The organism is Actinoallomurus liliacearum (assembly GCF_039542035.1).
GTDB lineage: Bacteria > Actinomycetota > Actinomycetes > Streptosporangiales > Streptosporangiaceae > Actinoallomurus > Actinoallomurus liliacearum.
In genome coordinates this window covers 239347-265952 of the sequence record NZ_BAABHJ010000040.1, presented here as the reverse complement: position 1 = coordinate 265952, position 26606 = coordinate 239347, and the positions used below count along the sequence as shown (strand labels likewise).

Annotated in this window: 32 protein-coding genes and 1 tRNA gene; 21 read left to right on the top strand and 12 right to left on the bottom strand. The window is 71.4% G+C overall.

What is annotated here, in order from left to right; genetic code table 11:
* The first annotated feature begins 20 nt into the window (after positions 1-20).
* From ABD978_RS39790 to ABD978_RS39775, 4 genes are all read left to right on the top strand, one after another.
* Entirely contained in the window at positions 21-1082 is a 1062-nt protein-coding gene (locus tag ABD978_RS39790) for a DNA polymerase III subunit beta family protein (protein WP_345366178.1), read from the top strand.
* A gap of 9 nt (positions 1083-1091) precedes the next feature.
* A complete protein-coding gene (locus ABD978_RS39785) occupies positions 1092-1742 on the top strand; it encodes a hypothetical protein (protein WP_345366176.1) in 651 nt (216 codons plus the stop codon).
* Between the two features lie 196 nt (positions 1743-1938).
* On the top strand, positions 1939-3372 hold the full coding sequence (locus ABD978_RS39780) for an Ig-like domain-containing protein (protein ID WP_345366174.1): 1434 nt from the start codon (positions 1939-1941) through the stop codon (positions 3370-3372).
* A 536-nt stretch (positions 3373-3908) separates the two neighbouring features.
* Positions 3909-4664: a hypothetical protein gene (locus ABD978_RS39775; RefSeq protein WP_345366172.1), complete on the top strand. Its 756-nt coding sequence runs from the start codon at positions 3909-3911 to the stop codon at positions 4662-4664.
* A gap of 7 nt (positions 4665-4671) precedes the next feature.
* On the opposite strand, the gene ABD978_RS39770 is transcribed toward ABD978_RS39775, so the two are convergent.
* On the bottom strand, positions 4672-5124 hold the full coding sequence (locus ABD978_RS39770) for a MarR family winged helix-turn-helix transcriptional regulator (RefSeq protein WP_345366170.1): 453 nt from the start codon (positions 5122-5124) through the stop codon (positions 4672-4674).
* An 88-nt stretch (positions 5125-5212) separates the two neighbouring features.
* Between ABD978_RS39770 and ABD978_RS39765 the strand changes: the two genes are divergently transcribed.
* The 3 genes from ABD978_RS39765 to ABD978_RS39755 all read left to right on the top strand — a co-directional run bounded on the left by ABD978_RS39765 (position 5213) and on the right by ABD978_RS39755 (position 8643).
* A complete protein-coding gene (locus tag ABD978_RS39765) occupies positions 5213-5608 on the top strand; it encodes a nuclear transport factor 2 family protein (protein ID WP_345366168.1) in 396 nt (131 codons plus the stop codon).
* An 84-nt stretch (positions 5609-5692) separates the two neighbouring features.
* On the top strand, positions 5693-6454 hold the full coding sequence (locus tag ABD978_RS39760) for a MerR family transcriptional regulator (protein WP_345366166.1): 762 nt from the start codon (positions 5693-5695) through the stop codon (positions 6452-6454).
* A gap of 218 nt (positions 6455-6672) precedes the next feature.
* The gene (locus ABD978_RS39755; protein ID WP_345366164.1) at positions 6673-8643 is read left to right on the top strand and encodes a GTP-binding protein; all 1971 of its coding nucleotides are present in this window, start codon (positions 6673-6675) and stop codon (positions 8641-8643) included.
* Here ABD978_RS39755 and ABD978_RS39750 read toward each other — a convergent pair.
* Entirely contained in the window at positions 8633-9235 is a 603-nt protein-coding gene (locus ABD978_RS39750; protein ID WP_345367414.1) for a mycothiol-dependent nitroreductase Rv2466c family protein, read from the bottom strand. The two genes, ABD978_RS39755 and ABD978_RS39750, sit on opposite strands and share 11 nt — an antisense overlap.
* A 132-nt stretch (positions 9236-9367) precedes the next feature.
* On the opposite strand from ABD978_RS39750, the gene ABD978_RS39745 reads away from it, so the two are divergent.
* Complete coding sequence (locus ABD978_RS39745; protein ID WP_345366162.1) at positions 9368-10900, top strand: GNAT family N-acetyltransferase; 1533 nt, start codon at positions 9368-9370, stop codon at positions 10898-10900.
* Positions 10901-10946: 46 nt separating this feature from the next.
* Here ABD978_RS39745 and ABD978_RS39740 read toward each other — a convergent pair whose 3' ends face one another.
* Positions 10947-11885: an NAD-dependent epimerase/dehydratase family protein gene (locus tag ABD978_RS39740; RefSeq protein ID WP_345366160.1), complete on the bottom strand. Its 939-nt coding sequence runs from the start codon at positions 11883-11885 to the stop codon at positions 10947-10949.
* A 77-nt stretch (positions 11886-11962) separates the two neighbouring features.
* Positions 11963-12328 carry a nuclear transport factor 2 family protein gene (locus tag ABD978_RS39735; protein WP_345366158.1) on the bottom strand — a complete coding sequence of 122 codons (366 nt, stop codon included), beginning with the start codon at positions 12326-12328 and terminating at the stop codon, positions 11963-11965.
* Positions 12329-12554: 226 nt separating this feature from the next.
* Between ABD978_RS39735 and ABD978_RS39730 the strand changes: the two genes are divergently transcribed.
* On the top strand, positions 12555-13508 hold the full coding sequence (locus tag ABD978_RS39730) for an aldo/keto reductase (RefSeq protein ID WP_345366156.1): 954 nt from the start codon (positions 12555-12557) through the stop codon (positions 13506-13508).
* Positions 13509-13521: 13 nt separating this feature from the next.
* Here the strand turns inward: ABD978_RS39730 and ABD978_RS39725 are convergent, their stop codons facing one another.
* On the bottom strand, positions 13522-14079 hold the full coding sequence (locus ABD978_RS39725) for a helix-turn-helix domain-containing protein (RefSeq protein ID WP_345366154.1): 558 nt from the start codon (positions 14077-14079) through the stop codon (positions 13522-13524).
* Between the two features lie 76 nt (positions 14080-14155).
* Between ABD978_RS39725 and ABD978_RS39720 the strand changes: the two genes are divergently transcribed.
* Together ABD978_RS39720 and ABD978_RS39715 are read left to right on the top strand one after the other, a co-directional pair.
* Positions 14156-14803, top strand: a complete 648-nt coding sequence (locus ABD978_RS39720; protein ID WP_345366152.1) for a B3/B4 domain-containing protein — start codon at positions 14156-14158, stop codon at positions 14801-14803.
* On the top strand, positions 14800-15633 hold the full coding sequence (locus tag ABD978_RS39715; protein WP_345366150.1) for an EamA family transporter: 834 nt from the start codon (positions 14800-14802) through the stop codon (positions 15631-15633). The genes ABD978_RS39720 and ABD978_RS39715 overlap by 4 nt, the downstream gene beginning before the upstream one ends.
* 41 nt (positions 15634-15674) lie before the next feature.
* Here ABD978_RS39715 and ABD978_RS39710 read toward each other — a convergent pair whose 3' ends face one another.
* The 3 genes from ABD978_RS39710 to upp all read right to left on the bottom strand — a co-directional run bounded on the left by ABD978_RS39710 (position 15675) and on the right by upp (position 18551).
* Complete coding sequence (locus ABD978_RS39710; protein ID WP_345366148.1) at positions 15675-17006, bottom strand: helix-turn-helix domain-containing protein; 1332 nt, start codon at positions 17004-17006, stop codon at positions 15675-15677.
* 133 nt (positions 17007-17139) lie between these two features.
* Positions 17140-17667 carry a PH domain-containing protein gene (locus tag ABD978_RS39705; RefSeq protein WP_345366146.1) on the bottom strand — a complete coding sequence of 176 codons (528 nt, stop codon included), beginning with the start codon at positions 17665-17667 and terminating at the stop codon, positions 17140-17142.
* 245 nt (positions 17668-17912) lie between these two features.
* A complete protein-coding gene (gene upp / locus ABD978_RS39700; protein WP_345366144.1) occupies positions 17913-18551 on the bottom strand; it encodes a uracil phosphoribosyltransferase in 639 nt (212 codons plus the stop codon).
* A gap of 51 nt (positions 18552-18602) precedes the next feature.
* Between upp and ABD978_RS39695 the strand changes: the two genes are divergently transcribed.
* From ABD978_RS39695 to ABD978_RS39660, 8 genes are all read left to right on the top strand, one after another.
* Positions 18603-18791 (top strand): hypothetical protein, encoded by a 189-nt coding sequence (locus tag ABD978_RS39695; protein WP_345366142.1) that lies wholly within the window; start codon positions 18603-18605, stop codon positions 18789-18791.
* A gap of 86 nt (positions 18792-18877) precedes the next feature.
* Positions 18878-19354 carry a tRNA adenosine deaminase-associated protein gene (locus tag ABD978_RS39690; RefSeq protein ID WP_345366140.1) on the top strand — a complete coding sequence of 159 codons (477 nt, stop codon included), beginning with the start codon at positions 18878-18880 and terminating at the stop codon, positions 19352-19354.
* Positions 19355-19380: 26 nt separating this feature from the next.
* Positions 19381-19833 carry a tRNA adenosine deaminase-associated protein gene (locus tag ABD978_RS39685; RefSeq protein WP_345366138.1) on the top strand — a complete coding sequence of 151 codons (453 nt, stop codon included), beginning with the start codon at positions 19381-19383 and terminating at the stop codon, positions 19831-19833.
* A gap of 32 nt (positions 19834-19865) precedes the next feature.
* Positions 19866-20333: a tRNA adenosine(34) deaminase TadA gene (gene tadA / locus ABD978_RS39680; protein ID WP_345367412.1), complete on the top strand. Its 468-nt coding sequence runs from the start codon at positions 19866-19868 to the stop codon at positions 20331-20333.
* 11 nt (positions 20334-20344) lie between these two features.
* A tRNA-Ser gene (locus ABD978_RS39675) sits at positions 20345-20434 on the top strand.
* Positions 20435-20682: 248 nt separating this feature from the next.
* Positions 20683-21171, top strand: coding sequence for a hypothetical protein (locus ABD978_RS39670; RefSeq protein WP_345366136.1), 489 nt, complete (start codon positions 20683-20685; stop codon positions 21169-21171).
* A 46-nt stretch (positions 21172-21217) separates the two neighbouring features.
* Positions 21218-21784: a TetR/AcrR family transcriptional regulator gene (locus ABD978_RS39665; protein ID WP_345366134.1), complete on the top strand. Its 567-nt coding sequence runs from the start codon at positions 21218-21220 to the stop codon at positions 21782-21784.
* Between the two features lie 187 nt (positions 21785-21971).
* On the top strand, positions 21972-23114 hold the full coding sequence (locus tag ABD978_RS39660) for an alpha/beta hydrolase (RefSeq protein WP_345366132.1): 1143 nt from the start codon (positions 21972-21974) through the stop codon (positions 23112-23114).
* Here the strand turns inward: ABD978_RS39660 and ABD978_RS39655 are convergent.
* From ABD978_RS39655 to ABD978_RS39645, 3 genes are all read right to left on the bottom strand, one after another.
* Positions 23108-23416: a type II toxin-antitoxin system VapB family antitoxin gene (locus ABD978_RS39655; protein WP_345366129.1), complete on the bottom strand. Its 309-nt coding sequence runs from the start codon at positions 23414-23416 to the stop codon at positions 23108-23110. The two genes, ABD978_RS39660 and ABD978_RS39655, sit on opposite strands and share 7 nt — an antisense overlap.
* A 132-nt stretch (positions 23417-23548) precedes the next feature.
* Positions 23549-23743, bottom strand: coding sequence for a hypothetical protein (locus ABD978_RS39650; protein ID WP_345366127.1), 195 nt, complete (start codon positions 23741-23743; stop codon positions 23549-23551).
* Between the two features lie 67 nt (positions 23744-23810).
* Positions 23811-24398: a CGNR zinc finger domain-containing protein gene (locus tag ABD978_RS39645; protein ID WP_345366125.1), complete on the bottom strand. Its 588-nt coding sequence runs from the start codon at positions 24396-24398 to the stop codon at positions 23811-23813.
* An 80-nt stretch (positions 24399-24478) separates the two neighbouring features.
* Here ABD978_RS39645 and ABD978_RS39640 point away from each other — a divergent pair, with 80 nt between their 5' ends.
* Entirely contained in the window at positions 24479-25690 is a 1212-nt protein-coding gene (locus ABD978_RS39640) for an MFS transporter (protein ID WP_345366123.1), read from the top strand.
* A gap of 10 nt (positions 25691-25700) precedes the next feature.
* On the opposite strand, the gene ABD978_RS39635 is transcribed toward ABD978_RS39640, so the two are convergent.
* Positions 25701-26063: a DoxX family protein gene (locus ABD978_RS39635; protein ID WP_345366121.1), complete on the bottom strand. Its 363-nt coding sequence runs from the start codon at positions 26061-26063 to the stop codon at positions 25701-25703.
* A gap of 94 nt (positions 26064-26157) precedes the next feature.
* On the opposite strand from ABD978_RS39635, the gene ABD978_RS39630 reads away from it, so the two are divergent.
* Complete coding sequence (locus ABD978_RS39630) at positions 26158-26598, top strand: MarR family winged helix-turn-helix transcriptional regulator (protein WP_345366118.1); 441 nt, start codon at positions 26158-26160, stop codon at positions 26596-26598.
* The last annotated feature ends 8 nt before the right edge of the window (positions 26599-26606 follow it).

The following is a 26606-nucleotide window of genomic DNA, read 5'->3' as shown; positions in this document are numbered from 1 at the left end:
GAAGGCCCACGATGTCCGGCATGGACGACACCGAAGCGCTGGCCGGCATCGGGACCTTCGCCCGCCGCGTGGGACTGACGCCGAGCGCCCTGCGGTTCTACGACGACTGCGGCATCCTTCGGCCCGCCCACGTGGACGGCGCGACCGGCTACCGGTACTACGCCCCGGACCAGGAGCCGCGCGCCGTACTCGTACGGCGGCTCCGCGAGGCCGGGCTGCCGCTGGTCGACGCGTCGGTGGTGCTCGACGGCGATCCGGAGGAGGCCCGCGCGGTGCTGGCGGCGCACGCGCGCCGGACCCGGGACACCGCCGCGGCGGCCCAGGCCGCGATCGACGGCCTCCTGCGCGATCTCTCCGGTGATGGCGAGAGGGCGGCGGCCCGCGTCGGCGGGGCGGAGCTGGCCGGCGCGGTCCGGCAGGTGGCGCCGTCGGTCGCCCGCGACGCCGTACGGGCGGAGTTCCCCGTGCTGGGGTGCGTGCTCGTCGAGCTCACCGACCAGGAGGTACGGCTGGTGGCGACCGACCGCTACCGGCTCGCCGTCCGAGCGTTGCGCCCTGACGACATCACCAGCGCCCCGCGTGACCTGCTGGTCGACGCCGACACGATGAAGGAGATCGCGTCCTGGGCCGTACGCCTGCCGGAGGTCGTCATCGAGGTCGACGACCGGGGCGCCCGCGTCCACGGCGGCGGCGAGCAGCGGTCGCTCCCCGCCGTCGACGGGACGTTCCCCGACTACCGGATCGTCCTGGACGACCTTCCGGCGGTCCGGCACCGGCTGATCGTGGATCGCGACGCCCTCCGTGCGGTGCTCGCCGACCACGAGGGCGGGCCGGTCATCCTCCGGACCGACGAGCGACATCGGCTCGTCGTCTCCCGTGGAACGACCGAGGCCGAGGTCCCCGCGATCGACACGAGACCGCCGGTGCGGATCGCCTTCGCCCCTGAGGTGCTGCTGCCGGCGGTCGAGGCGAGCGTGGGCCCCGACGTGCTGCTGGAGATCTCTTCCACAACGCGCCCGGTCGTCGTCCGCTCCGCCGATCAAGGCGGTTTCACCACCCTCGTCATGCCCGTCCTCGGCTGAAGGAGAGAGATGGATCCCGCGAACCCGGTCGTACGGCTGTGCTCCGAGGGCATGCGCGCGGAGGCCGGGGGCAGGCCGGCCGACGCGCGCGACCTCTTCCAGCAGGCATGGGAGACGGCCACCGACGACTACGAGGCCTGCGTCGCGGCGCACTACCTGGCCCGCCATCAGCCGGCCCCCGAGGACACGCTCCACTGGAACCGCGAGTGCCTCGCCCGAGCCGACCGGGTCGGCGACGAACGCGTCCGCGGCTTCTACACGTCCCTGCACCTCAACCTGGCCACGGCGTACCGCGACCTCGACCGGATCGACGAGGCGCGAGCCCACTTCGAACGCGCCGCCGCGTGCCTCGATGACGTTCCGGCCGGCCAGTACGGCGACTGGAACCGCTTCGCGATCGCGGAGGGCCTGCGCTCGACCGGCGGCCCGGCGCGTCGCCCCGCCGACGACCTCCTGGCGGACCTGCTGTCCCGGCTCTGCGCCCGCCGCGACCTCAAGGCGCTCGGCCTCATCCTGCCCGCTTACCTGAGCGACCTCGGCACCGACGACGACCGGGTCCGCCTGGCGACGGCGCTGCACATGGTCCACGCCGCCCGCTGGCTACCCGAGGAGGACCAGACCGCACTCGGCCGAGCGATCACCGTCCTCAATCCGGCCTGACGAGCCCACCGTCCGGTTGTGGAAGCCAGGACCGGCCTGCTTGCCGGGCGCACAGCCGGCAGGCGACACGCCCGGGGTACGACACGGAGATCGACTCGCCGATGCTTAGCGTAACTATCTTGGCGCGGAGAGTAGCGTCGCCCGTGAAGTCGATCTACGAGGACATCCCTCACGGCAGAGCGGGAGTTCAATGCAGATGTCACAGCGATCCAGATCCGCGTTCACCGCGTCGGCCTGTGCCCTGTCGGCGCTGCTGGCCGCGGGCGCGCAGGTGGCGGCCGGTGTCGATGCGCACGCCGCCGCTGGGGCGCGGCACGCGGTCACGCGGACCGTCTACGCGCCCTGCGTCCGGCAGGGGCAGGCGAACTACCCCGTCGAGTACTACTGGAAGAACTTCATCGGGATGCGGCTGGGCCGCGGCTCGATCTCGGTCACCACCTCCCCGTCCCTGTGGGGCGGGCAGATCGCACCGGGCAGCACCTTCACCCTCACGCTGAGGCACCAAACGATCCAGTGGCCGTTGGTGGTCTCCCAGTACCGCACCACGTGGGACGTGTCCTCACTGCTGGCCAGCGCCGACGTGGTCGGCCAGTCCGGGGCCGGCTCCATCAGCGGCACCACCCTGACGATCCCCTCACCGGGCGGCAAGGCCGACGCGCCCCCGCAGGTCATCACCTTCCGGGTCCGCCAAGGCACCGTCGGGCGCAGCATGACCATCCGGCCGGTCGGGATCTGGAGCAACAACTCCGCTCCGGGCCAGCTCGGCACCAACACGCCCGCTCCACCGATCCAGATCGTGAACGGGCAGTCCATCTCGCCCACCAACGCCGCCGACGACACCGCCACCACCCAGGGCAAACCCGTCAGCGTGCCCGTCCTGGCCAACGACACCGGAAACGCACCGACGATCACCGGCGTCACCCAGCCCAAGGCCGGCACCGCGACGATCTCCGGCGGCAACGTCGTTTACACACCCGCTCCGGGCTTCGTCGGCACCGACACCTTCACCTACACCATCACCACCGACTGCGGAACCAGCACCGCCAAGGTCACCGTCGCGGTCCCGTGCACCGACGCGCCGGTCCACCTGGTCAACGGCAGCTTCGAAGCACCACCCGTGACCGGGTACCAGATGCTCCCCGACGCCTCGACCAATCCGGCCATCGGCTGGCACACCACCGCCACCGACCACCTGCTGGAGTTCTGGCGCAGTGGCCTCAGCGGGGTCCCATCAGCTGATGGGCAGCAGTTCGCCGAACTCAACGCCAACCAGGTCTCCACGCTCTACCAGGACCTGCCCACCGTGCCGGGAACACGGCTGACCTGGTCGCTGTACCACCGAGGCCGCCTGGGTACCGACGTGATGCGGGTGCTCATCGGCGCCCCCGGCTCGACCGTGGCGCAGACCCCGACCGGGGCCTCCTCCCCGGACATCTCCGACGGCAACACCGCCTGGCGCCACTACACCGGGGTGTACGTCGTCCCGCCGGGACAGACCATCACACGGTTCTCCTTCGAGTCGGTGTCGGCAGCGGGTGGACAACCGAACCTCGGCAACTTCATCGACGGCGTGACCTTCGAAACGCCGCGCTGCCCGCCCACGGCCAAGAGCGCCACGAAGGCGAGCTGATCGCCGGGCGATAGGAGCATCACGCCAAGGCGGCCTCCGTCTCCCTCCGCGCGGCACACAGCCACGGAGGGAATGACGGAGCCCGCCAAGTCGTAACGCCACCTCGACCGTCCCCTCCTGCCTGAGGCGTCGCGTTCCGCGCCGTCCACTGAGAGTAGAAAATTGTCACCTCAGTAGACACCTGTGGAAGACAAATGGCCACTCCGGCGTACGATTTGAGACGCTTGTCCGTCGCGCGCCAGACGAGACCGTTCCGAATGCTCGGAGAAGCCCCCCGCGCGGTGTCGATCTGTGAGCTTTGGCCCCTTCTTAGGCCGCAGTTACCGAGCCTTCCGTACGCCTCGAGGAGTGTTCATCGCTCCCGACGCGGCCTGACGAGGCCGCCGGCCACAGGTCCCTCACCTCCCGCAACCGACGGCCCCGCGCCCCGACCGGAGTCGGCCGGGACAACCAGGCGAGGACGCGTCCGCTGCGCCTCGCCAATGCGCTGCAGGAGCCGGTACGCCGACGAGTCATCGATCACCAAAGCCTCTGCGGTGACGGCCGAGAAGGCGGTGAACGCCTGCCGCCAAGCCGACCAGATGACGACCCATCCGGGACACTTCTGCTCCAGTTCACGGGCGATCTGGGCGGCATTGGCCTCTGGGCGCACCGGGCGCACACCGCATCCCCGTCACCGCTGGGCTGCCTGTGATGCCCTGGGAGTTGAGGAGTCCATGCTCTGGCCGGATGCCATCCGAAACACCGTCAAGACCGGGCCGGATCGGGAGGTGGTCAGCGTGTACCCCTTCCGGTCAGGGTGCCCCAAAGCCGTGTGGCGCAGTCTGATCACGAAGGCAACGAGCGAGCTGACCTTTGCGGGCTACACGAACTACTTCCTCTGGCTGGAACATCCGAGCCTGCGAAACGTCCTACGTCGCAAGGCCGAAAACGGGTGTTCAATCCGATTCTTGATCGGAGATCCGGAGAGTGAGGTGACCCGGCACCGTGAGGAGACGGAGGCCGTTCCGCTGACGGTCGGCACGCGTATCAGGGTCACGCTCGACGAACTGTCCAAGCTGGCGGGAATTCCAGGCATCGAGGCTCGTTTCAGCGACGACCACATCGCCATGAGCGTCTTCGTATTCGACGAGGAGATGCTCGTCACCCCGCATCTGGCGCGGCTCGTCGGACACGACTCCCCGATGCTGCACATCCGGCGGTGCCAGGACGACGGGCTCTATGACCGCTTCGCGTACCACGTCGCGGAACTCTGGGAATTCGGCCGCCCCGTCTCGCTCGACGGCGCGTAGCGGCTGGTCAGGGGCGGGTGGTGTGGTGGGCGACGACGCGGGCCAGGAGATGGGTCAGTTGCTCGCGTTCGGGGGCTGAGAGCGGGGCGAGCAGGGCGTCCTGGATCTCGGCCAGCGCGGCGGTCAGGTGGTCGAGGTGGTCGGCGCCGGCCGGAGTGAGCGTGATGATGTTGCGCCGGCGGTCGTCGGGGTCGGGTGAGCGTTCGATCAGGCCCTTGGCGGCGAGCTCGTTGAGTGCCGCGACGACGTCGCTGCGGTCGATGGCCGTGCAGCGGCCGAGCGTGGCCTGGCTGGCCGGGCCGAACTCCTGGAGGGCGGCGAGCAGCCGGTAGTGGTAGCCCCGGGCGCCGGCGGCGGCGAACCGCTCGGTCAGGATCCGGTGACCGTGCATCGCGGCCTGGCCGATCAGCCAGCTGGGGGTGCCCTTCAGGCGCGTGGGCGTCGTGTCGTCGACCGGCATGGCCCGCAGTCTAACCGTTGGCACGGCCCACGATCCGAGATATCGTTGGCTTCACCAATGTTGGAAGTGCCAACGAATGAGGTGTGTCATGGCACAGAACGACCCCGCGCTGCTCATCGACCTGGTCACTCGCCTGGGGCGGTGGCTGGACGAGAAACGGTTCGACGAGGCGCGTACGGTCTTCACCGAGGACGCGACGGCCGACACGGTGGGCGGCTCGGTGCGCGGCATCGACGCGCTCGCCGCGCAGGCACGGCGGAACCACCCGGCCGACGTGGCGACCCAGCACTTCATCACCAACCCCCTCATCGAGGTGGACGGCGACCGCGCCACCATCGACGCCAACCTGCTCGTCGTCTTCGCGTCCCCGACGGACCGGCGCGTCCTCGGCGAGCGGTACCGGCTCGAGGCCGCCCGTACACCCGACGGTTGGCGGCTCTGCCGGGTCGCGGCCCAGGTGATCTGGGAGGTGCCCTCGGTCTGATCGCGGTTGACCTTGACGTTACGTCAACTCCTATCGTCGGAGTCGTGGCCGGAACGTCCGGCCGCACCGGTGGATGGGACGGTCATGGCCTGGTCGATCGCTCAGGTGGCCCGCATGTCGGGGGTCACCTCGCGGACACTCCGGCACTACGACGGGATCGGCCTGCTCACCCCGGCGTACGTCGGGGACAACGGCTACCGCTACTACGAGCAGGAGCAGTTGCTGCGGCTGCAGCAGATCCTCGTGCTCCGGGAGGTGGGGGTGGGCCTGGCCGAGATCGCCGAGGCGATCGACTCGGAACCGAGCACGGTCGCGGCGCTGCGCCGCCACCACGCCCGCCTGCTGGCCGAGCGTCAGCGGCTCGGCGTGCTCGCCGACACCGTGGCCCGCACCATCGCCGAACTCGAGGGAGAAGGAGGTGACACCGTGTCGCCGAAGATCAATCGGCCGGAGAACCTGTTCGCCGGGATGGACTCCGCGCAGTACGAGGACGAGGCCCGCGAGCGGTGGCCGGAGCAGTACGAGCAGAGCCGGCAGGCCGTTCAGGAGTTCACGCCGGAGGAGGCGGAGGCCTGGCAGCGGGACCTGACCGCGCAGATGGTTCGGATGGCCGAGCTGAAGGTCGCGGGCGCGGCGCCCGACGACCCCGTCGTCCTGGACGAGGTGGACTGGAACTACCGCGCGGTCAGCCGGTTCTGGCAGCCGGACGCGTGCGCGTTCACCAAGCTCGGGGAGATGTACGTGAACGACCCGAGGTTCCGCGAGAACTACGAGAAGATCACCGCGGGTCTGGCCGAGTTCCAGCGTGACGCGATGGCCGCGTACGCCCGCGCCCGGCTGAGCTGAGCAGGCCGCCCGGAGGAGCTGCAGATCCTCCGGGACGCGGCGCGCCGGATCGGCCGCCGGAAAATGAGCTGCCGTCTCCCGCTCCCCTTGTTAGTGTCCGGCCGCATCGGCGTCGGTGCGGGCGCCGTCGTCCGTACGAGTCAGGGGGCTTGCGATGCGCCAGTGGTCAGAGGTCATCACGACGGAAGATCACTCGGCGGCATCGAGGACGACACCCTATGACGACCCTGAACCTGGGGGTGCTCGCGCATGTTGACGCGGGCAAGACGACGCTCACCGAGCGGCTGCTGTTCCACGCGGGGGTAATCGACGAGCCCGGCAGCGTCGATCGGGGCACGACCCAGACCGACTCCATGGAGCTGGAGCGGCGGCGCGGCATCACCATCCGGTCGGCGGTGGTCTCGTTCACCATCGACGACCTGAAGGTCAACCTGATCGACACTCCCGGCCACTCCGACTTCGTCTCCGAGGTCGAACGAGCGGTACGGGTCCTGGACGGCGCGGTGCTGGTCCTGTCGGCCGTCGAGGGCGTTCAGGTGCAGACCAGGATCCTCATGCGCGTGCTGACCAGGCTGCGCATTCCCACACTGATCTTCGTCAACAAGGTCGATCGGACCGGCGCCAGGTACGACGACCTGCTGGCGGAGATCGCTCGCCGGCTGACGCCCGGCGCCGTGCCGATGAGCACGGTCACCGGCCTGGGTACCCGTGACGCCGCCGTACGGCCGTACGCCCCGGCGGATCCGCCGCACCTCGAACGGGTGGTGGAGGTGCTGGCCGATGGCGACGATGCGTTCCTGGCGGCCTACGTCCGCGCCGACGGCCGGGTCGACGCGGCGGACTGCCGGCGGCGGCTGGTCGAGCGGACCGGCAGGGCGGCGGCGCATCCGGTGTTCTTCGGTTCGGCCGTGACGGGTGTGGGCGTCGCCGACCTGGTCCGCGGCATCCGTGCGTTCCTCCCGCCGGCCGGCGGCGGCCGGGACGAACCGCTCTCCGGCACCGTATTCAAGATCGAGCATGACCCCTCCGGCCGGAAGACCGTGTACGTGCGGCTCCGTACCGGGTCCGTCGGCGTCCGGGAGCACGTCAGTGTGCACCGCCGCGTCGGCGGACGGTCGGACGCCGCCGGGTGGGAGGAACGGCCGGGGAAGATCACAGCGCTGGAGGTCTTCGACCAGGGCGGGGCGGCGCCGGCGGACCGGGCGGGCGCGGGCGACATCGTGAAGCTCTGGGGCCTGAAGGACGTCAGGATCGGCGACCGGCTCGCCCATCCCGGAGATCGACGCGGTGGTCCCGGGGACGAGCCGGGCGAGGCGCAGTTCGCGCCGCCGGCCCTCGAGACCGTCGTTCGCAGCGTGCGGCCGTCCGACGGTCCGCTGCTGCACGCCGCGCTGCAGCGGCTCGCCGAGCAGGACCCGTTGGTCGGCGTCCGCTTCGACGACCGGAGCCGCGAGATCTCCGTGCTCTTGTACGGGGAGGTGCAGAAGGAGGTGCTGAAGGCACAGCTCGAGGAGCAGGAGGGCATCGCCGTCGCCTTCGCGGAGACGCGGATCGTGTACCTCGAACGGCCGGCCGGCGTCGGTGCGGCGGTCCACGAGATCGATCGGCACGGCGACCACGAGGTGTGGGCGACCGCCGGCCTCCGGATCGAGCCCGCCGCGGCGGGCGCCGGGGTGCGGTACCGCTTGGAGGTCGAGCCGGGATCGCTGCCCGCGGCGTTCCACGCCGCCATCGAGGAGAGCGTGCGCGCCGCCCTGCTGCGCGGGCCGTACGGCTGGGAGGTCACGGACTGCGTGGTCACGTTGACGCACTCGGGCTACGCGAGCCCGGTCACCACCGCCGGTGACTTCCGGACGCTGACGTCTCGCCTGGTGGAGCGGGCGCTGCGCCGTGCCGGGACCCACGTGTACGAGCCGGTCGTCCGCTTCGAACTGGAGGTGCCGTCCGACGTCGTCAGCGGGGTGCTGGCCACGTTCGCGGAGCTGGCCGGGACCCCGTACGACCTGGCCGTTCGATCCGACACCACGTACGTGACCGGTGTGCTCCCCCTCGGCCGGGTGCACGAGCTCGGGCGGCGGCTGCCGGGGCAGACCCGAGGCGAGGGGGTGTTCCTGTCGGAGTTCGCCGGGCATCGCCGCGTCGCGGGGACGCCGCCGCGCCGGGCGAGTCCGGCCACCGTCACCGGGTGATCGGGCGGCGGGTCCGCGCCCGCTTCAGCTCGAAGAAGCCGTCGGTCCCCGCCACCAGGAGCACGCCGTCCCACAGCCGCCCGGCCTCCTCACCGCGGGGGATGGGACTGACGACCGGCCCGAAGAAGGCGATCCGCTCGCCGTTCGGTCCGGGTACGTGGATCGCCGGCGTGCCGAGGTCCTCCCCGACCGGGTCCAGGCCCGCGTGCTGGCTCTCCCGCAGGGCCTCGTCGTAGTCGGTGACATCGGCCGCGTCGGCGAGGTCCGCGGGCAGGCCCACCTCGGCCAGCGCGTCGAGGTACAGCGGGCGGCCGACCGGGGTCTTGTCGTGGTGGATCCGGGTGCCGAGCGCGGTGTACAGGTCGCGCAGCACCTCGCCGCCGTACTTCTGCTCGGCCGCGATCGCCACGCGCACCGGGCCCCACGTGTCCCGCAGCCACTCCGCGTACCACTCCTCGAGGCCCTCGCGGCCGTCGTTGAGCATCGCCAGGCTCATGACGTGGAAGCGCACGCGGACGTCGCGCACCTTCTCCACTTCGAGCAGCCAGCGGGAGGCGATCCACGCCCACGGGCACTTGGGGTCGAACCACATCTCAACATCGATCACGCCGTCAGCGTAGGGAGCGCAATGGCCGGTCGTAAGGACCAATAGGGCGGGAATCGATTGGGCCAATCCTGGAACTCGCTCGGCCCGGCGCCGGTCGGCTCCCTAGGATTGCCTCCGATGGACAACGATGAGCCGACGCGGCCCGAGACGACGGTGATCGAGGTGCCGCAGTGGCAGGGGTCGTCCTCCGCGACGGCGCACCGCCTCCGCGCCGGGGCCCGCCTCCTGGCCGACCTCCTGCCCACCGCCGACCGGATGAGCGTCGAGGTCGCGGACGGCGCGGGCGCGGCGGCACTCTCCGGCAACGCGCTGCGGATCCGCGCCGCCCTGGAGCGTTCCGGCGGCCGGTTCGCCGTCACACTCGGCGGCGACTGCGGCGTCGAGCTCGAGCCGATCGCCGCGGCGGCACGCCGGTACGGCGACCGGCTCGCCGTCGTCTGGTTCGACGCGCACGGCGACCTCAACACGCCGGCCTCGTCGCCCTCCGGCGCCTTCCACGGCATGGTCCTGCGCACCCTGCTGGGCGACGGTCCCGCCGACCTGGTGCCCGACCGCCCGCTGAAACCGGGCCAGGTCGTGCTGGCCGGCGTCCGGGACCTCGACCCGGCCGAACACGAGTACGCGACCGCCGCCGGCATCCCCGTCGTCGGCGACCCGGAGGCGCTCGTCGAGGCGGTCGGCGACGCGTCGGCCGTGTACGTGCACATCGACCTCGACGTCCTCGACCCGTCGGTCTTCCGCTCCGTCGGTCTGCCCACCCCAGGGGGGCTGACCCCCGACCGGCTGCTCGCGATGGTGCGCGCCCTCGCCCGGCGGTTCGAGGTGGCCGGTCTCGGCGTCACCGAGTACGAGCCCGCGCGGCCGGAGGATCAGGACCTCCTCGCCGGCCTGGTCGGGCCGATCGCGGACGCCTGCCGCTCGTCCGTCGTCGACCTGGTCGAACGCCGGGCCCGCGCGGCCTGGCCGGCCGAGTTCATCGAGGAACGCGCGGGCTGGCTGCTACGGCACACCTCGGATGTCCGGCGGCGCCGCTCGAACTCGGCCGTGCCGCCGCCGACCGGCGCGGAGCCGGCCGTCCGCGACGTCGAGCGCTTCTACCGGGAACGTTCCCGGCCGGTCATCGTGCAGATCCCCACCGGCTTCGAGAGCGTCGACGCCCTGCTCGACCACCGCGGGTACCGGCTCGAGGCGCCGGTGGCCGTGCTCACGGCGTTCACCGAGGACGTGGTCGCCGCGACAGAGGACGCCGCGGCACGAGTCCGCATCGGCGAGAGCCCTGAGGCGTGGCTGCCGGTCTTCACCGAACTCGACGGCCACGCCGACTCGGTGGCGGTCGGCCGGCAGGTGATCTCGCGCATCGCCGCACCGGCCGGGTTCGCGGCCGCGGTACAGGACGGAAGGCCCGCCGGCATGGGCCTGTTCGTGGCCGACGCCGGCTGGGCGGGTGCCTTCTGCATGGCCGTCCATCCGGAGCGGCGGCGCCAGGGCCTCGGCGCCGCCATCCTCGGGGCGGGCGCCCGCTGGGCCGCCCGCCAGGGCGCGCACCGGATGTATCTCCAGGTCGAGATGGACAACGACGCGGCCCGGCGGCTCTACGAGAGGGTCGGCTTCACCCGGTCGTACGGCTACCACTACCGGATCGCGCCATAGGGGGGCGTCCGGTGGATCTTCGTCCTGGCGGCACCCCCCTGACCGGTCAGCGGCCGGCGCGGTCGGGGGAGCCGTCCGCCACCCAGGCGTAGACGGCCGCGAGGCCGTCGGCGACGGTCGTGCGGGGCGTCCAGCCCAGGTCGCGCGCCGCGCTGTCGTTCGCCAGCGCGCTGCGCTGCAGCTCGCCGGGGCGGGCCGGCGCGTACTCCGGGTCCAGGTCCCGGCCCGAGGCATGGCCGAGCAGGTCGATCAGCTCGCGGACGCTGGTCTCATGGCCCGTCCCGACGTTCCAGACGCCCGGCCGGTCCGTACGCGCGGCCGCGACGAACGCGTCGGCGACGTCACCGACGTACACGTAGTCGCGGGTCTGGTGGCCGTCGCCGAAGACCGTCGGCCGCTCGCCGCGGAACGCGCGCCCGCAGAAGATGCCGACGACTCCCGCCTCGCCCGCCGGGTCCTGCCGGGGCCCGTAGACGTTGGCGAGCCGCAGTGCCGCGTGCCGGGTGCCGTACAGCCGGTTGTACAGGCCGAGGTACTGCTCGGCGCAGTACTTCGCGGTGCCGTACGGCGCCTCCGGGCCCGGCAGGACGTCTTCGGACGTCGGCACCGGCGCGTCCACGCCGTAGATCGCGCCGCCGGTGCTGGCGAACAGCACCCGGGCGCCGACCGCGCGGGCGGCCTCCAGCACGTTGACGGTGCCGACGACGTTGACGACCGCGTCGTCGGCCGGGGCGTCCACCGAGACCCGTACGTCGATCTGCGCGGCGAGATGGCAGATCAGCTCGGGCCGTACGCTCTCGACGACGGCCCGCAGCGCCGGAGCGTCCGTGATGCTCACCTTGTGGAGGGCGATCGACGGGTCGAGACGCCCCGGCCGGCCCCGGGACAGGTCGTCGAGAACGGTGACCTCGTCACCGCCCGCGACGAAGGCGTCCGTCAGATGAGAGCCGATGAACCCGGCGCCGCCGGTCACGAGAATGCGCATGTTCGAAGAGCGTAGGCGATCCGCAGGTCGCCCATGGCATGCGCGTCGGACGCGTCGGCGCCGGCCGCGTGCCCCGGTCAGACGGCGGGGACCTTGTCCAGGAAGCCGTGGACGTGCTGGATCCGGCCGTCCTCGGCGATGACCGCCACGTCGAAGCCGATCACGATCGCCTCGGCGCCCTCCGGGCCGAGCTCCCAGGTGAAGCGCGCCAGGTTGTGGTGGGCGTCGACCGTCGGGCCGAGCCGGAAGACGAAGTCGGGGAACTGTCCCTGCACCGCGCCGATGACCGCGTCGATGCCGTCGTGGCCCGCCACGTCCGCCAGCGGGTCCACGTAGGTGCCGTCCTCCGTCCAGAGGCCCTCGACCGCGGCGCGGCGGGCGGCGGGGTCCTTCTCGTTCCAGGTGTCGATGTAGCGGCCGACCAGCTCGTTGATGTCGCTCATGGTGTTCCCTCTCCCTCATGGATCCGACCCCCGTCGGATCCGATGGCCTTAACAATGCCGGTGCGCCGTCGGAAGATCGATTACGTGGGAGGTAACGGCCGGGCCTCCCGCCCGCGCGCGGCCCTCGGCGTCGAATCCGCGCGCCCCGGGTATACCGAGACTCCCTGCGCCCGACGCGGCCGCGCCCGCGCGGGAGGCCGTGGCCTGACCCCAGGAGGGACCCGGGATGAGGAGATTCGCGGACCGCAAGGTGGGCGCGGTCGGGCTCGGCTGCATGGGGATGAGCTGGGCGTACAGCGAGTCCGAGCGGGACGATCGCCGATCGGTCGCGCTGGTCAGGGAGGCCGTGGACCTGGGCGTGACGTTCCTGGACACCGCCGACGTCTACGGCGCCGGGCACAACGAGACGCTCGTCGGCCGGGCTCTGCGCGGGATCCGGGACCTCGTCGTGGTGGGCACCAAAGTGGGCCTGGTCGTGGACCCGGAGACGCGCCGGGCGACCCGTGACGGTACGCCCGAGCACGTCCGCGCGGGCGCCGTGGCGAGCCTGCGGCGCCTGAACGTCGACGCCATCGACCTGTACTACCTGCACCGCGTCGACCCGGACGTGCCGCTGGCCGAGACGTGGGGCGCCATGGCCGGCCTGGTCGCCGAGGGCAAGGTCCGGTACCTCGGCCTGTCGGAGGTGACCGTCGCGCAGGCCGAGGAGGCGCACCGCCTCCACCCCGTGGCGGCGATCCAGTCGGAGTTGTCGCTGTGGACCCGGGACGCGCTCGGCGCGGACGGCCAGGGGAACGTCGTCGGCTGGTGCGCCGCCAACGGCGCGGCGTTCGTGCCGTTCGCGCCGCTCGGCCGGGGCTTCCTCACCGGCGCCGTCGCGACGGCCGAGTTCGAGGAGAGCGACCTGCGCCGGAGGCTCCCGCGCTTCCAGCCGACCGCGTTCCGGCAGAACCTGCGCATCGTCGACGTCGTACGGAAGGTCGCCGCGCGGCACGCGGTCACCCCGGCGCAGGTCGCGATCGCCTGGACGCTCGCCCAGGGCGGCCACGTCATCCCCATTCCGGGGACCAGGCGGCAGCGCTACCTGTACGAGAACACCCGGGCGGCGGGCGTCGACCTCACCGAGGAGGACCTGGCCGAACTCGACGCCGCGCCCCCGCCGGTCGGCGGCCGCTGCTGAGCGTCCGCCGCTCTCACAGGTCCATGACGGCGAGGACGAAGCGCACGTCGTCGTCGCCCTCATTGGCGTACGAGTGCGGCCGGTCACCGTGGAAGACGGCCGTGTCGCCCGCTCCGATCTCCGTACGGCTGGCGTCGACGGTCAGGGCGAGCCGCCCGGAGTCCACCGTCACGATCTCGCGGGTGCCGGGGGTGTGCGGTTCGCTGTCGCGGTACTCGCCCGGGCGCAGCACCCAGCGCCAGAGCTCGACCGAGGGGCGTGGGTCGCTGCCGGCGAGGAGCGTGCCGGTGCCGCCGGACGGCCCCTGCCACAGGACGACCTGACGGTCGGCGGGGAAGAACTGGATCGGCGGCTCCTCCTCCACCTGCACGATTCTGGTGAGGGGGACGCCGAGCGCCTCGGACACGCGGATGAGCGTGCCGAGGTTGGGGTTGCCGCGGGCCTGTTCGAGCGCGACGAGGACACCCTTGCTCACCCCCGCCCGTGCGGCGAGCTGATCGAGGCTCCAGCCGTGGGCCGCGCGGAGGGAGCGTACGGTGCGGGCGACCGCGTCGCCGACCTTGTCCGTCACGGAGGACACCCTAGAGGGTCATTTCATTGCACCACACGGTATGCTGAACCGACCGATAAGGAGAGGGAGTTGTCCGATGCTCGACCAGATCGTCATCGATGAGGCGGTTCAGGCCTTGCGTCCCGACTTCGCGGTCCTGCTGATGACCGCGGAGGGGCTCGCGAACGGGCCCTCGGACGGCCGTACCGGTGACGTCACGCCGGCCGACGACGTGGCCGGCGGCCACGTGGAGGCCTGGCGCGAGGCCTACCGCGGGTTCGGCGTGAATCCCAAGCGGGCCCGGCCGTCGGTGGACGCCCTGCTGCGCCGGGGTGACCTGCCGGAGATCAACCGGGTCGTGGACGCCTACAACGTGGTCAGCGTCCGGTTCGAGCTGCCCATCGGCGGCGAGGACCTCGACGCGTACGACGGGCCGGCCCGGCTCGTGCGCGCGACCGGGGACGAGCCCTTCGACACGATGAAGAACGGCGAGGCCGTCATCGAGCACCCCGAGTCCGGCGAGGTCATCTGGCGGGACGACACGGGCGTGACCTGCCGCCGCTGGAACTGGCGCCAGTGCACCCGCACCCGCATCACCGAGGACACGAAGAACGCCCTGTTCATCCTGGAGCGGCTGGAGCCGTACCCGCTGGACCGGCTGCGCGCGGCCGGCGAGGCGCTGAGCGGCATGCTCGCCGAGATCTCCCCCGACGTCGTCATCCGCACGCGCCTGCTCGAACCGTGACCATCCTCCTGGCTCTCGCCTCCGCGATCGCGTTCGGCGCGGGTGACTTCTGCGGAGGAGCGGCGACCCGTCGTTCCGACGACCTGAGGGTCCTGCTGGCCAGCCTCCCGGCCGGACTGTGCCTGCTGCTGCCCGTGGCCGTCTTCTCGGGGCACTGGCACGCCGTGCCGCTCGCCTGGGGCGCGGCCGCCGGACTCGCCGGCGGCGGCGGACTGCTGGTCTTCTACCGGGCGCTGGCGATGGGGCCGATGAGCGTCGTCGCGCCGGTGTCCGGGCTGATGGCCGCGATCCTCCCCGCGGTCGTCGGCGTGGCCCGCGGCGACCGGCTCAGCCTCACGACGATCGCCGGGATCGTCCTGTGCCTCGTGGCCATCTGCTTCGTCAGCGTCGAGCGCGGGTCCGGGCCGGTCCGGCTGACCGGCGGTCCGGTCCTCGCCGCCCTCGCGGGGACGAGTTTCGGTCTGTTCTTCGTGATCCTCAAGCTGGGCGACGACGGCACCCTCTGGCCGCTGGCGGCCTCCAAGGTGTCGGGGCTGCTGGTCGTCGTCATCGTCGCCGCCGTGAACCGGCGCGGCCCGCGTGCGCTGGTCCGGGATCGCGGGACGTTCGGCATCGCCCTGCTGGCCGGCGGCCTCGACATGCTCGGCAACACGCTGTACGTCCTCGCCGCCCGGGCCGGCACGCTCAGCGTGGCCGGTGTCCTCAGCTCCCTCTACCCGGCCAGCACCGTGCTGCTCGCCCGCGTGGTGTACGGGGAGCGGCTGCGGCGCGTCCAGCGCGTCGGCCTGGTCATCGCGGTCGTCGGCGTCGGCCTCGTCACCACCGGCTGACCGCGGGTGGGCCGGCCGCTCGGATCGGCCGGCCCGCCGGGTCAGTGGCTGCCGAGGTTGGCGACGACGCTGGAGTGCTGCGGGCTGGAGCGCAGGCCGGCGGACTCGAGCGCCGTCCGGTAGGCGTCCATCATCGCCTCGCTGTCGCCGGCGGCGCCGAACAGGTCGCCCAGCTCGCGCCACACCCGTGCGGTCGCGCGCGACGGGGGGAGCATGCGGAGCTGGTCCCCGGTGGCGTGCAGCGCGGCCAGCGCCTCCTCGCGGTCCCCGGTGGCCACGAACGCCTGGGCGAGCATGAGCCGGGCCCGGATGCCGGTCACCGAGCCGCCGGGGTGGGCGCTCAGCTCGGTCAGGACCCGCTGGGCGATCGTGACCGCCGCACCGGGCTCGCCGAGCACCATCTTCGACCGGGCGGTCTCGATGAGGCACTCGGCCGCGTCGACACCGCTCAGCGACTCCTCGGCCGCGCGCAGGAGCTCCAGCGCCTTGGCCGCGGACTCCGCCGAGGCGTCACCCGGCAGCAGGCTGCGCGCCGACGCCACCCGGAGCCGGGCCTGCGCCCTGGCCAGGGTCTCGCCCGCGTGCAGCGCGAGGGCCTGGTCGGCGAGGTAGAGGGACTCCCCGCCCGCGCCTTCATCCAGCGCGCGCTGGCTGGCCTTGCGGTACGCGGTGATCATGACGCTGGGGTCCGACTCGGACGCGGCGAGCAGGCGATCGGCGAGCGCCCGCGCCTGCGCCGTGTCACCGCGGTCGAGGTAGGTGGCGATGAGCGTGCGCCCGACCTCGGCCGCCTCCTCGCCGCCGAACAGGCCCAGCTCCGCGAGACGCTCGAGCGCGGACTCGCCGAGCGCGATCGTACGGCCGAGGTCGCCGGCGGCGCGGTAGCACCGGGCGAGGACCACGATCACCGGCAGCCAGCCAGCCCGGCCGCGGTCGCGCGCGGCCTCCTCGCGAAGCTCCTCCAGCGCCTTGATCGCGTCTTCGCCGTCGCCCCGGGCCTCCAGCGCGCGGGCCTGTCCCCAGCGGGCGCGCTTGGCCAGGTCGGGGTCGTTGTCGATGGCGGAGAGGATGTCCGTGAACAATCTGAGCGCCTGGTCGGCGTCTCCGGCCAGCAGGGCGAGCTCCGCGTGGCGTACGCGCACCTGCAGGTGGAGGCGCTCCTCCGGCTCGATGCCCTCGGAGAGGTACTCGGGGAGACAGCCCAGTCGGCTCGCGAGCAGCCGGACCACGGCGGGCGTCGGGGTGCGCTTCCCCGACTCGATCAATGAGATGTAACTGTCGGACAGCTCCGTCCCGGCAAGCTGCGCCTGAGATAGATGTTTACTCAGGCGTAGGTTACGGACCCGCTCACCGACGCTTCCTTGACCCGGCATCTCGACTCACTTACCGAAGGGCTTCACCCGTAATGGGTTACGTCTTGTTTGTGGGGTGCACTACCTCACACATGGAGAGTAACCCAAACAACAAGGACAACATGGATAAGTTTTGGTCAAGTCGTGGGTCGAATCAGTCGTCAGCGTCGTCCTTGCTCGGAAAGATCATGCTGCAGACCTCGAGATAGAGCTGTTCGGGGTACGGGAGGAAGCTGACGACGCGGAACGCCTGGTCCTGCCCCGCGGACTCCAGGACGAACTCCCCGTAGCCGAGCATCCGCCCGGTGATGGACCGCTGGAAGCTCATGTCGGTGACCTTGGACAACGGCATCATCGCCACCTTACGCGTCACCAGGCCCGTGGTCAGGAGCATGCGCTGGTTCGTTATCACGAAGTAGTCGACCGACCACTCGGCGACCTTCAGGACGAACCAGGCGAGCAGCAGGAGCCAGGCCCACCAGATCCAGCTGACGACGGCCCCGCCCTGCTTCGCCATCAGGTTGCTGAGGACGCCGGCGATGATGAGGCCGCCGAGCACGAAGCCGATCGGGGTCATCAGCACCGCGGGATGGCGCCGAACCGTGATCACTTGATGCTCGTGCGGCAGGAGGTAGCGGTGGATGGATGCGGGCGCCGAATCGCCCGGCGTCACCAGTCTCATAGCGCGGTCACGAATTCGGCCACCGAAACGCTCGCCGACGCGGGGCCGCCGCGTGCGTTCCGGGGGATGTGCGGCGCATCATCGGACTTCGGCGAGCGCGAGCCCGTCAAGGCCCCGCCCGTCCGAGTGAGGTACTTCTTCAAGGAAACCCCGCCTCCCGAAGGCCGACACACTGACCCATTAAATTTGTACACCACGCAGCGATCCAGTAGCAAAGAGCCGCGCGTCGAGAGCGCGTCGAGAGCTCACACCACGCCGTACAGGCGGTCCCCCGCGTCGCCGAGGCCCGGCACGATGAAGCCCTTCTCGTTCAGGTGAGAGTCGACCGCGGCGGTGACGACACGGACCGGGACCGGACAGTCCGCGAGCTTCTCCTCCATGTGCGCGATGCCCTCTGGAGCCGCCAGCAGACAGATCGCGGTGACGTCGTCGGCGCCCCGGCCCATGAGGAGCCGGATCGCCGCCGCCAGCGTGCCGCCGGTGGCCAGCATCGGGTCCAGGACGTAGCACTGCCGGCCCGACAGGTCGTCCGGCAACCGCGTGGCGTACGTCGTCGCCTGGAGCGTTCCCTCGTTCCGGACCATGCCCAGGAAACCGACCTCGGCGGTCGGCAGCAGCCGCGTCATCCCGTCCAGCATCCCGAGGCCGGCGCGCAGGATCGGCACGACCAGAGGCTGCGGGCGCGTCAGCCGTACGCCCTCGGCCTGGGCGACGGGTGTGGTGACTGTCACATCGGCGACGCGGACGTCACGGGTCGCCTCGTAGGCGAGCAGGGTGACGAGCTCGTCGGCGAGCCGGCGGAAGGTGGGGGAGTCGGTGGTCGCGTCGCGGAGCGTCGTGAGCTTGTGCGCGACGAGGGGGTGATCGACGACGAGGGTCTTCATGTCCGAAACGGTATCTGAATGGATGTCTGAGCATTGGGAACGTACCCGGCCATGAGCGAAGGGACGAACCCCGACGACCGAATGAGCCCCGAGGAGATCCGTGACCGACTGCGCCGCAGGGCCGTCTTCCTCCGCGAGCTGGCCGAGGCGCGGGAGCTCCGCAAGCGCGTGACCCCACGTCGAGCACGCCATGAACGCGTCCGCGAGGCGGTCCGCATGCGCACCTTCCGAGCCAACTGACAGAACCCGGGTTTTCCCGTGCCGCGATCCTTCGGCCCCTGCATCTGCCAAGATGCCCGAGCAGGACGCGCGCGGGTGGGGTGAAGATGACTGAACTGGACACGGCGGACTTCGCTGTCGTGGTCTATCGCGAGGACGACGCGTGGGAGGTGGAGCAGCTTCCCATCGCACTGACGGAAGACCTCGAGGGGCTGATCCACGCCCTCAGGCAACAGCCCAGTCTGGGCGGCACCGTCGGACTGGTCGCGGTCGGCGACGACTTCTTCGCGGCACTACGGGTGCTCGGCGACGAGGTGATCGTCTTCCTCTCCGACGTCACCGCGTCCGTGGACTGGGAGCTGGCGAGGCAGATCGTCGAGTTCCTCGAGCTCGACATCCCCGACGACGAGGAACTCGACCAGGTCCTCCCGGCGGGCGACATGTCGATCTTCGCGGACCTGGGGCTGGACGAGATGGAGCTCGGCGCCCTCTCCGGCGACCTCGACCTGTATCCCGACGAGATGCTGTCGAGCATCGCCAAACGACTCGGCTTCGCCGCGGCCTTCGAGCGCGCGATCGAGTAGCGCCGGTTTCGGGAGAGAATGGAACCGTGCCGTACTTCTGCGGGGTGTTCGCGCGCAGCGACGCCGGATGGATCGGGACCGAGCCGGACCTCACCGAGGTCACCGGCCTTGACGACATCGCCGACATCATGCGGGAGACCGTCGTCGAGACGGCGGCCGACACGGTCGTCCTCCTCGTCGAGCAGGAGGACGAGTGGTTCGCCGTCGTCCGTCTCGACGACGGCGAGGACCCCCGCGTCTTCCTCTCAGACGGCAGGGCACCCCAGGGCAGCGAGCTGGCCGAGATGCTCAGCGAGCAACTCGACACCCCCGCGGAGACGACGAGCGAGGAGCCGATCGGCGACCCGGAGCTCCTCGCCGACTTCGGAACGAGCCCCGAGGCCCTGACCGCACTCGGCGAGCGCACCCTCCCCGGCGACGCGCTGTCGGTCATCGCCGAAGGGGCCGGGTTCGCCGAGGAGTACGACCGGCTGCGGTGACCGCGGCCGTGACGGACGCCGGAGGCCCGACGATGGACGAGGCCGAGGCCATGAGGCTCGCGCTCAAGGAGGCGAGGCGGGCCGCCGCCGACGTGCCCGTCGGCGCCGTCGTGCTCGCGCCCGACGGTCAGGCCATCGGCGCCGGCCACAACGAGCGAGAGCGCACCGGCGACCCCACCGCGCACGCGGAGATCGTCGCCATCCGCCAGGCCGCCGCGCGCCGAGGCGAGTGGCGCCTGTCCGGCTGCACCCTCGTCGTCACCCTCGAGCCCTGCACCATGTGCGCCGGAGCCGCCGTCCTCGCCAGACTGGACCGGATCGTCTTCGGCGCCCACGATCCCAAGGCCGGTGCCGTCGGCTCACTCTGGGACGTCGTACGCGACCGGCGGCTCAACCACCGCCCCGAGGTCGTCTCCGGCGTCCTCGCCGACGAGTGCGCCGCGCTGCTCACCGAGTTCTTCACCGCCCGACGTGACCGAGGACCGTCCGAGTTCCGGTAGGCTGCCCTCTTGGTGGAGTCGCCTAGTGGCCGAGGGCGCACGCCTCGAAAGCGTGTGATGGGGCAACTCATCCGTGGGTTCAAATCCCACCTCCACCGCCATGTTCGGCGCCCCCCTTTGGGGGGCGCCTTCCCGCTTTTCCGCTTCCTTCCGGGGGGACGACCCCCCGGACCCCCCGGTGCGCGGCTTCGCCGCGCGCTCCGCGGGGGCTCGGCAGCCCCCTTCGGGGGGATGACCCCCGAGGCGCGGCTGCGCGGCGCGGCGTGATTCGATCGTGATCAAGGTTCGTGGAACCCGGGGCTTCATCACGGGATCTCAACGGCGGACATTCGGACGATCGAGGAGGTCCGTGCGCGTCATCCATCTACGGCTCGCGGCGTTCGCGGTGCTTGTCGGTGTTCTGTGCGGTGGCTGCGGCTCCGGCCGGTCCGGTCATCGCTCGGCGGTCGGTCCGTCGGTCGACCGAACCTCGCCTGCGGCGAGTCCGTCTGTGCGGCCGAGAAGCTTTACCGGGGTGATGGTGAGTGCGGAGAGCACGGGCGGTCATACGCGGGTGACGTACCGGCCGGCCAAGGTCAGGCATGTCGTCGACGGGTACACCGAGTACCTCAAGGTCACGGCCACCGGCCCGCAGGCGACCCTCGAGTTGGGACCTGATGCCCGGATTCTGCTGACGGTGCCGTTGCACGGGGGCGGGCCGGCCGGCAGTTCGGTGACTCCGGCGACCTTCGCGGCCGCTCTGGCGCGGAACAAGAGCCAACTGCCGCGCATCGGCTTCGAGATCCGGATCGGCGCGGACGGGCGGATCACCTATCTGGAGCAGATCTATCAGCCATGAGGTTCGATCGGAAGCCCCTGTACCTACTGGTTTGTACGATGGTCGCATGGACACCAGGGAACGTCTGATCGAGAGCACGCGCGAGCTGCTGTGGGAGCGCGGGTATGTCGGGACGAGCCCGCGGGCGATCCAGCAGCGGGCCGGGGTCGGTCAGGGCAGTATGTACCACCACTTCACCGGCAAGCCGGACCTCGCGCTGGCGGCCGTGCGCCGTACCGCCGAGGACATGCGGGCCAAGGCGGAGGGCGAGCTGTCCGGGCCCGGCACCGCGTACGAGCGCATCGAGGCCTACCTGCTCCGCGAACGGGCGGTGCTGCGCGGGTGCCCGGTCGGGCGCCTGACCCAGGATCCGGACGTGATCACCGATGCGGTGCTCCGGCAGCCGCTGGAGGAGACCTTCGACTGGCTGCGGCGCCGGCTGGGCCGGGTTCTCGCGGAGGGGCGGGAGCGGGGCGAGCTGGCGAGCGACCTCGATCCCGTGGCCACGGCGGCGGCGATCGTCGCCACGCTGCAGGGCGGCTATGTGCTTGCCCGGGCGGCCGCCTCCGTCGAGCCGTTCGAGGACGCCGTCAAGGGCGTGCTGGGCCTGCTCGCCGCCCGGGTGACGTCCTGAGGGAGTGACCGCCCGCGGCCGGGAGGCGTGGCGGAGATCGGCCACGCGCGGCTGAGCCGATGGTGAGCGGGTAAAGGAAACTTGGTGTTCGGCCCGCCTCCAGCGGGATCTATCGCGTTGCCGCAGACGTCATGCTTACTGACCGGAGACATCCGGCCTGGCGAGGTGGCCACGGGTAGGGAGGGGCGTGTTCGGTCCGCAAGGCTTCCTGACCTTCACCGTGCTCGTGATCGGCTTCATGGGTGCGCTCTACTGGCTGGTCAAGACCAGGATGCTCGCCCTGAAGGCGGTCGCCGGAGTGGTCGCGTTCGCCCCGGCGATGCTGTTCGGCGTGGCGCTGGTGAACAAGTTCTACGGCTACTACCAGAGCTGGGACGACGCGTGGCGGGACCTCACCAACCAGGCGCCGGCGAGCGTCGCGCGGGTGCCCGACCTCGGTGACCGCCTGGACCAGGTGCTCGGTGAGGCGGTGAAGAAGCGGCAGGCGCGCAAGAACGGCTTCGCCATGGAGACCGTGCTGACCGGCGCGAAGAGTCACATCGTCCGCCAGGGCATGATCTACCTGCCGCCCCAGTACTTCCAGCGGCAGTACGCCGCGGAGCGGTTCCCCGTCATCGAGCTGATCCACGGCGCCCCCGGCAACCCGGGTGACTACGAGGGCCGGTTGAAGATCTCCGGCATGTTCCGCGGGCTGATCGCGGCCGGGAAGGCCAAGCCCGCGGTGCTCGTCATCCCCGACGTCGGCGGCGGCCGGGACCGGGCCACGCAGTGCCTGGACACGGTGCGCGGCGAGCAGGACGAGACGTACACCGCCTATGACGTCCCCGATCTCGTCGCCGCCCGGCTGCGCGTGCAGCCGCCCGGTCCCGCGTGGGAGATCGCCGGGTTCTCCGAAGGCGGGTACTGCGCGGCCAACCTCGCGCTGCGCCATCCCGACCGGTACGGGATCGCGGCCTCACTGAGCGGCTACTACGAGCCGCTGCGGCACAACCGGCTGCCGCAGCCGGTGGACCCGTTCGGCGGTAACAAGGCGCTTCGCGACGCGAACTCCCCGCTGAAGGTGCTGGCCAAGCCCGGGGTCGACCGCCGGCTGCCGCACTTCTGGGTGATGACCGGCAGCGGGGTGCAGGTCGACCTGGTGCAGGCGCAGGCGTTCGTCGACCTGGTGAAGCGGTACCAGCCGGACGTGCCGTTCCTGATCGTCAAGGGGGGCCAGCACAACTACGGGGCGTGGCGGGAGGCGTTCCCGAAGATGTTCATGTGGGCGACGCCGCGGCTGTGGAGCGCGGTGCCGTGTACGCGGACCCCCGGCCGCGCGACCTGCTACTGAGCAGTTCCCTCGTCCATGTCCAGGACGCGGGCGTGGAGGACGAGACGCTGGTGCAGCGCCGCCCGCAGCGCCCGGTGCAGGCCGTCCTCGAGGTAGAGCTGGCCGCGCCACTGGACGACGTGGGGGAACAGGTCGCCGTAGAAGGTGGAGTCCTCGGCCAGCAGGGAGTTCAGGTCGAGGATGGCCTTGGTGGTGATCAACTGGTCGAGGCGGACCTGGCGCGGGGGAACGTTCGCCCAGTCCCGGGAGCTGAACCGGTGCTCCGGGTAGGGGCGCCCCTCGCCTACTGCCTTGAAGATCACCCCATGCAGTTTAGTGCCGCACCGGCCGACCTTTGCCTTTTTTGTGGGGCGCGGTGGGCGATCCGCGCCGCGGGCCCCGTGGGACGAGCCCGGCACGGCGTCAGGGACGCCGTGCCGGAAGGAGGATCGGACTCAGCGGCGCCTGCCCCGCCAGGACCGGCCGCGCGCCCGCCAGTCGTACCCGGCGCCGAACCCGGCGAAGTGCAGCGCGAGGAGCAGCAGCCCGAGCGTGTCCAGCGTGGGGTAGTTGAAGAAGTCCGAACTGGCCCCGAGCCAGTCGGCGATGAGAGCGACCGCGAAGCAGATCGCCGCGACGATGGCCAACATGATGAGTGCCTCCTGAGGTTGATCCGCGTCCCCCGAGACGCCCAAGTGATCTCCCGGAGGAAGGAGGTCAAACCTCGGTTTCGGATCCCCTTCGCCGCGCGCGCTGAGTCGTCTTCTTCGCGCGGTTGCCGCACGTCCCCATCGAGCACCAGCGGCGGGTGCCGGGCCGCGAGCCGTCCAGGAACAGCGCCCCGCAGCGTGGGCCGGCGCACTCGCGGACGCGCGTGACGGCGGGCGAGGTGACGAGGTCCAGCGCGTCCCGTGCGATCAGGGCGAGCGTGGCCGTGACCGGGTCGTCCGCCCGCCACCGGATCTCCCCGGACGCGTCCAGGACGGGTACGGGAACGGGCTCGGCGGCGGCCCGGTTGAGGTGCTGCCGCGCGTCGTCGCCGCAGGCCGTCGGGTCGCCCGTACGGACGGCGGCGATGACGAGCGCGTGGACCGCCTCGCGCAGCTCGCGGGCGCGGGCCGCCTGCGTGGAGTCGGCCACGCCGTCGAGGGAGCAGGGCCCGCACTGCCGGACCCAGGCGGCCAGGGCCGGGCCGTCGGGCAGCTCCTCCGACGCCGTCGGCGTCCCGCGGTACCGCAGGGTGCGGATGAAGTCCAGGCACAGCCGGCCCGCTCCTTCGCGGAACCGGACGCTCGTCGTCGTCATGGACCCACCCTAACGGGGGAACCGGTTTAACTGGTACCTTTTGCAGGAACTCCCGGACCGTCCCCCGCATGTGAGGTTCCGTGTCTCTCCGCCCCTCTCCCGACACCGAGGCGTCTCCCGCCCGCTCCACGCCGGAGTCCGGCCCGCCGGGCTGGCTGGTGCTGCTGCTCGCGGTGTCGTGCGGGCTGACCGTCGCCAACCTGTACTACGCCCAGCCCCTCCTGGCCGAGCTCACCGGCTCGTTCCACATCGGCGGCGTCGCCGCCGGGGCGCTGATCACGGTGACCCAGCTCGGTTACGCGGCCGGAATGCTCTTCCTCGTCCCCCTCGGCGACCGCCTGGAGAACCGGCGGCTCGTCGCGACGCTGCTGGGGATCACCTGTGCGGCCCTGCTCGTCGCCGCGACGGCCCCGGCGTTCCCCGTCCTCCTCGTCGCCTCGCTCGCCAGCGGGGCGACCTCGGTCGTCGTCCAGATCCTCATCCCGTTCGCCGCCGACCTGGCGCCGGACGCCACGCGGGGCCGCATCGTCGGCCGGGTGGTGAGCGGGCTCCTCGCCGGCATCCTGCTCTCCCGCGCGCTGAGCAGCCTGCTGGCCGACCTCGCGGGCTGGCGCGTCATCTACTTCGCGTCCGCCGTTCTCATGGCCGTGCTGGGGCTCGTCCTCCGTACGACCCTGCCGCCGCATCCCGCGAAGACGGGTCTGTCGTACGGTCGCCTGCTGCGCACGACCGTCCAGTTGGTGCGCGTCCACCCGGCGCTGCGACGGCGGGCGCTGTACCAGGCCGCGATGTTCGGCGCGTTCAGCGCCTTCTGGACGACGATCGCCTTCGTCCTCACCGGCCCGCCGTTCCACTACTCCCAGCTCGGCGTCGGACTGTTCGCCCTGGTCGGCGCGGGCGGGGCGCTGATCGCACCGTGGGCCGGGCGTTGGGCCGACCGGGGGCTGACCCGGCCGATGACGGCCGTCGGCCTGGCGGGCGCGGCCGTGTCCTTCGGCGTCGCGGCGCTGGGCCGGCACAACGTGATCCTGCTCGGCCTCGCGGCGGTCCTCATCGACATGGCCGTGCAGACGACCCTGGTCCTCGGCCAGCACACCGTCTACGCGCTGGACGCCACCGCCCGCGCCAGGCTGAACAGCGCGTACATCGCGACGTTCTTCGTCGGCGGGGCGGCGGGGTCGCAGCTCGGGTCGTTCGCCTACCACGACTGGGGCTGGGGCGCCCTGACCGCCTTCGGCGCGGCCCTCCCCATCCTCGCCCTCCTCGGCTGGTGCACCGAACGCCGCGGCTAGGGGTGTCCGGTCAGAGCGAGAGCACCCGCAGCACGAGGACCGCGGCCGCGGCGATCAGCATCACCAGCGCGTTGGGCAGGCCCTTGAAGTCGCTCTTGCGCAGGTGGGCGCCCACGGCGCCGACGAAGTAGAGAACGACGCCGATCGCGGCGGCGACGCCCAGCGGGCCGTACCAGAGTCCGATCACAAGCCCCGCCGCACCGGCGATCTCGCAGGCGGCCAGGAACGGGAACATGCCGATCGGCACGCCGATGCCGGTGAGGCCCTCGACGATCTGCTTGTTCTTGGTGAGCTTGGCCGCTGCGGATGCCAGCAACATGATCGCCAGCAGCACCCCGACGATGGCATAGGCGACGAACATGAAAGCTCCCAACGGTTGAGGGTACGGGAGCATGGACGCTAGCAGATGATTGAAAACATTCAACTATCTAGAATGATGGATCGTTCAACGCTTGTATGATCGAGCTGTGATTCCGAACCGTCCCGGCATGGTCCTGGCCTACTCAGGCCAGCTCGCCGGCGGTCGGATCAAGGAGGCGCTGGCGGCGCACGGCCTCAAGCCCGCGCACGCCCACGTCCTCATGCTGCTCTCCGATGAGGGGCCGAGGGGACAGCAGGCCCTCGTCGAGGAGCTCGGCGTCGACCCCAGCGTGCTCGTCGCCATCCTCAACGACCTGGAGAAGGACGGCCTCGCCGAACGCCGACGCGACCCCGCCGACCGGCGCCGCCACATCGTGGAGATCCGCGACCGGGGCACCGAGCTGGTCGGCGATGTCCACACCGCCGTCGCCGCCGTCGAGGCGGAGCTCTTCGCCGACCTGACCGCCGGCGAGCTCGCCACCCTGCAACGCCTCCTTGAGCGCGTCAGGCCCGGCGCCGACGACGAAGGCTGCCCCGGCGACGACTGATCGCCCGG

What these genes read in the sequence shown, in the direction of transcription:
- ABD978_RS39790 (WP_345366178.1), top strand. Translation starts at nt 21, where the DNA reads ATGGACGACACCGAAGCGCTGGCCGGCATCGGGACCTTCGCCCGCCGC.
- ABD978_RS39785 (WP_345366176.1), top strand. Translation starts at nt 1,092, where the DNA reads ATGGATCCCGCGAACCCGGTCGTACGGCTGTGCTCCGAGGGCATGCGC.
- ABD978_RS39780 (WP_345366174.1), top strand. Translation starts at nt 1,939, where the DNA reads ATGTCACAGCGATCCAGATCCGCGTTCACCGCGTCGGCCTGTGCCCTG.
- ABD978_RS39770 (WP_345366170.1), bottom strand. Translation starts at nt 5,124, where the DNA reads ATGCCGGTCGACGACACGACGCCCACGCGCCTGAAGGGCACCCCCAGC.
- ABD978_RS39765 (WP_345366168.1), top strand. Translation starts at nt 5,213, where the DNA reads ATGGCACAGAACGACCCCGCGCTGCTCATCGACCTGGTCACTCGCCTG.
- ABD978_RS39760 (WP_345366166.1), top strand. Translation starts at nt 5,693, where the DNA reads ATGGCCTGGTCGATCGCTCAGGTGGCCCGCATGTCGGGGGTCACCTCG.
- ABD978_RS39755 (WP_345366164.1), top strand. Translation starts at nt 6,673, where the DNA reads ATGACGACCCTGAACCTGGGGGTGCTCGCGCATGTTGACGCGGGCAAG.
- ABD978_RS39750 (WP_345367414.1), bottom strand. Translation starts at nt 9,235, where the DNA reads ATGTGGTTCGACCCCAAGTGCCCGTGGGCGTGGATCGCCTCCCGCTGG.
- ABD978_RS39745 (WP_345366162.1), top strand. Translation starts at nt 9,368, where the DNA reads ATGGACAACGATGAGCCGACGCGGCCCGAGACGACGGTGATCGAGGTG.
- ABD978_RS39740 (WP_345366160.1), bottom strand. Translation starts at nt 11,885, where the DNA reads ATGCGCATTCTCGTGACCGGCGGCGCCGGGTTCATCGGCTCTCATCTG.
- ABD978_RS39735 (WP_345366158.1), bottom strand. Translation starts at nt 12,328, where the DNA reads ATGAGCGACATCAACGAGCTGGTCGGCCGCTACATCGACACCTGGAAC.
- ABD978_RS39730 (WP_345366156.1), top strand. Translation starts at nt 12,555, where the DNA reads ATGAGGAGATTCGCGGACCGCAAGGTGGGCGCGGTCGGGCTCGGCTGC.
- ABD978_RS39720 (WP_345366152.1), top strand. Translation starts at nt 14,156, where the DNA reads ATGCTCGACCAGATCGTCATCGATGAGGCGGTTCAGGCCTTGCGTCCC.
- ABD978_RS39710 (WP_345366148.1), bottom strand. Translation starts at nt 17,006, where the DNA reads ATGCCGGGTCAAGGAAGCGTCGGTGAGCGGGTCCGTAACCTACGCCTG.
- ABD978_RS39705 (WP_345366146.1), bottom strand. Translation starts at nt 17,667, where the DNA reads ATGAGACTGGTGACGCCGGGCGATTCGGCGCCCGCATCCATCCACCGC.
- upp (WP_345366144.1), bottom strand. Translation starts at nt 18,551, where the DNA reads ATGAAGACCCTCGTCGTCGATCACCCCCTCGTCGCGCACAAGCTCACG.
- ABD978_RS39695 (WP_345366142.1), top strand. Translation starts at nt 18,603, where the DNA reads ATGAGCGAAGGGACGAACCCCGACGACCGAATGAGCCCCGAGGAGATC.
- ABD978_RS39690 (WP_345366140.1), top strand. Translation starts at nt 18,878, where the DNA reads ATGACTGAACTGGACACGGCGGACTTCGCTGTCGTGGTCTATCGCGAG.
- tadA (WP_345367412.1), top strand. Translation starts at nt 19,866, where the DNA reads ATGGACGAGGCCGAGGCCATGAGGCTCGCGCTCAAGGAGGCGAGGCGG.
- ABD978_RS39665 (WP_345366134.1), top strand. Translation starts at nt 21,218, where the DNA reads ATGGACACCAGGGAACGTCTGATCGAGAGCACGCGCGAGCTGCTGTGG.
- ABD978_RS39650 (WP_345366127.1), bottom strand. Translation starts at nt 23,743, where the DNA reads ATGTTGGCCATCGTCGCGGCGATCTGCTTCGCGGTCGCTCTCATCGCC.
- ABD978_RS39645 (WP_345366125.1), bottom strand. Translation starts at nt 24,398, where the DNA reads ATGACGACGACGAGCGTCCGGTTCCGCGAAGGAGCGGGCCGGCTGTGC.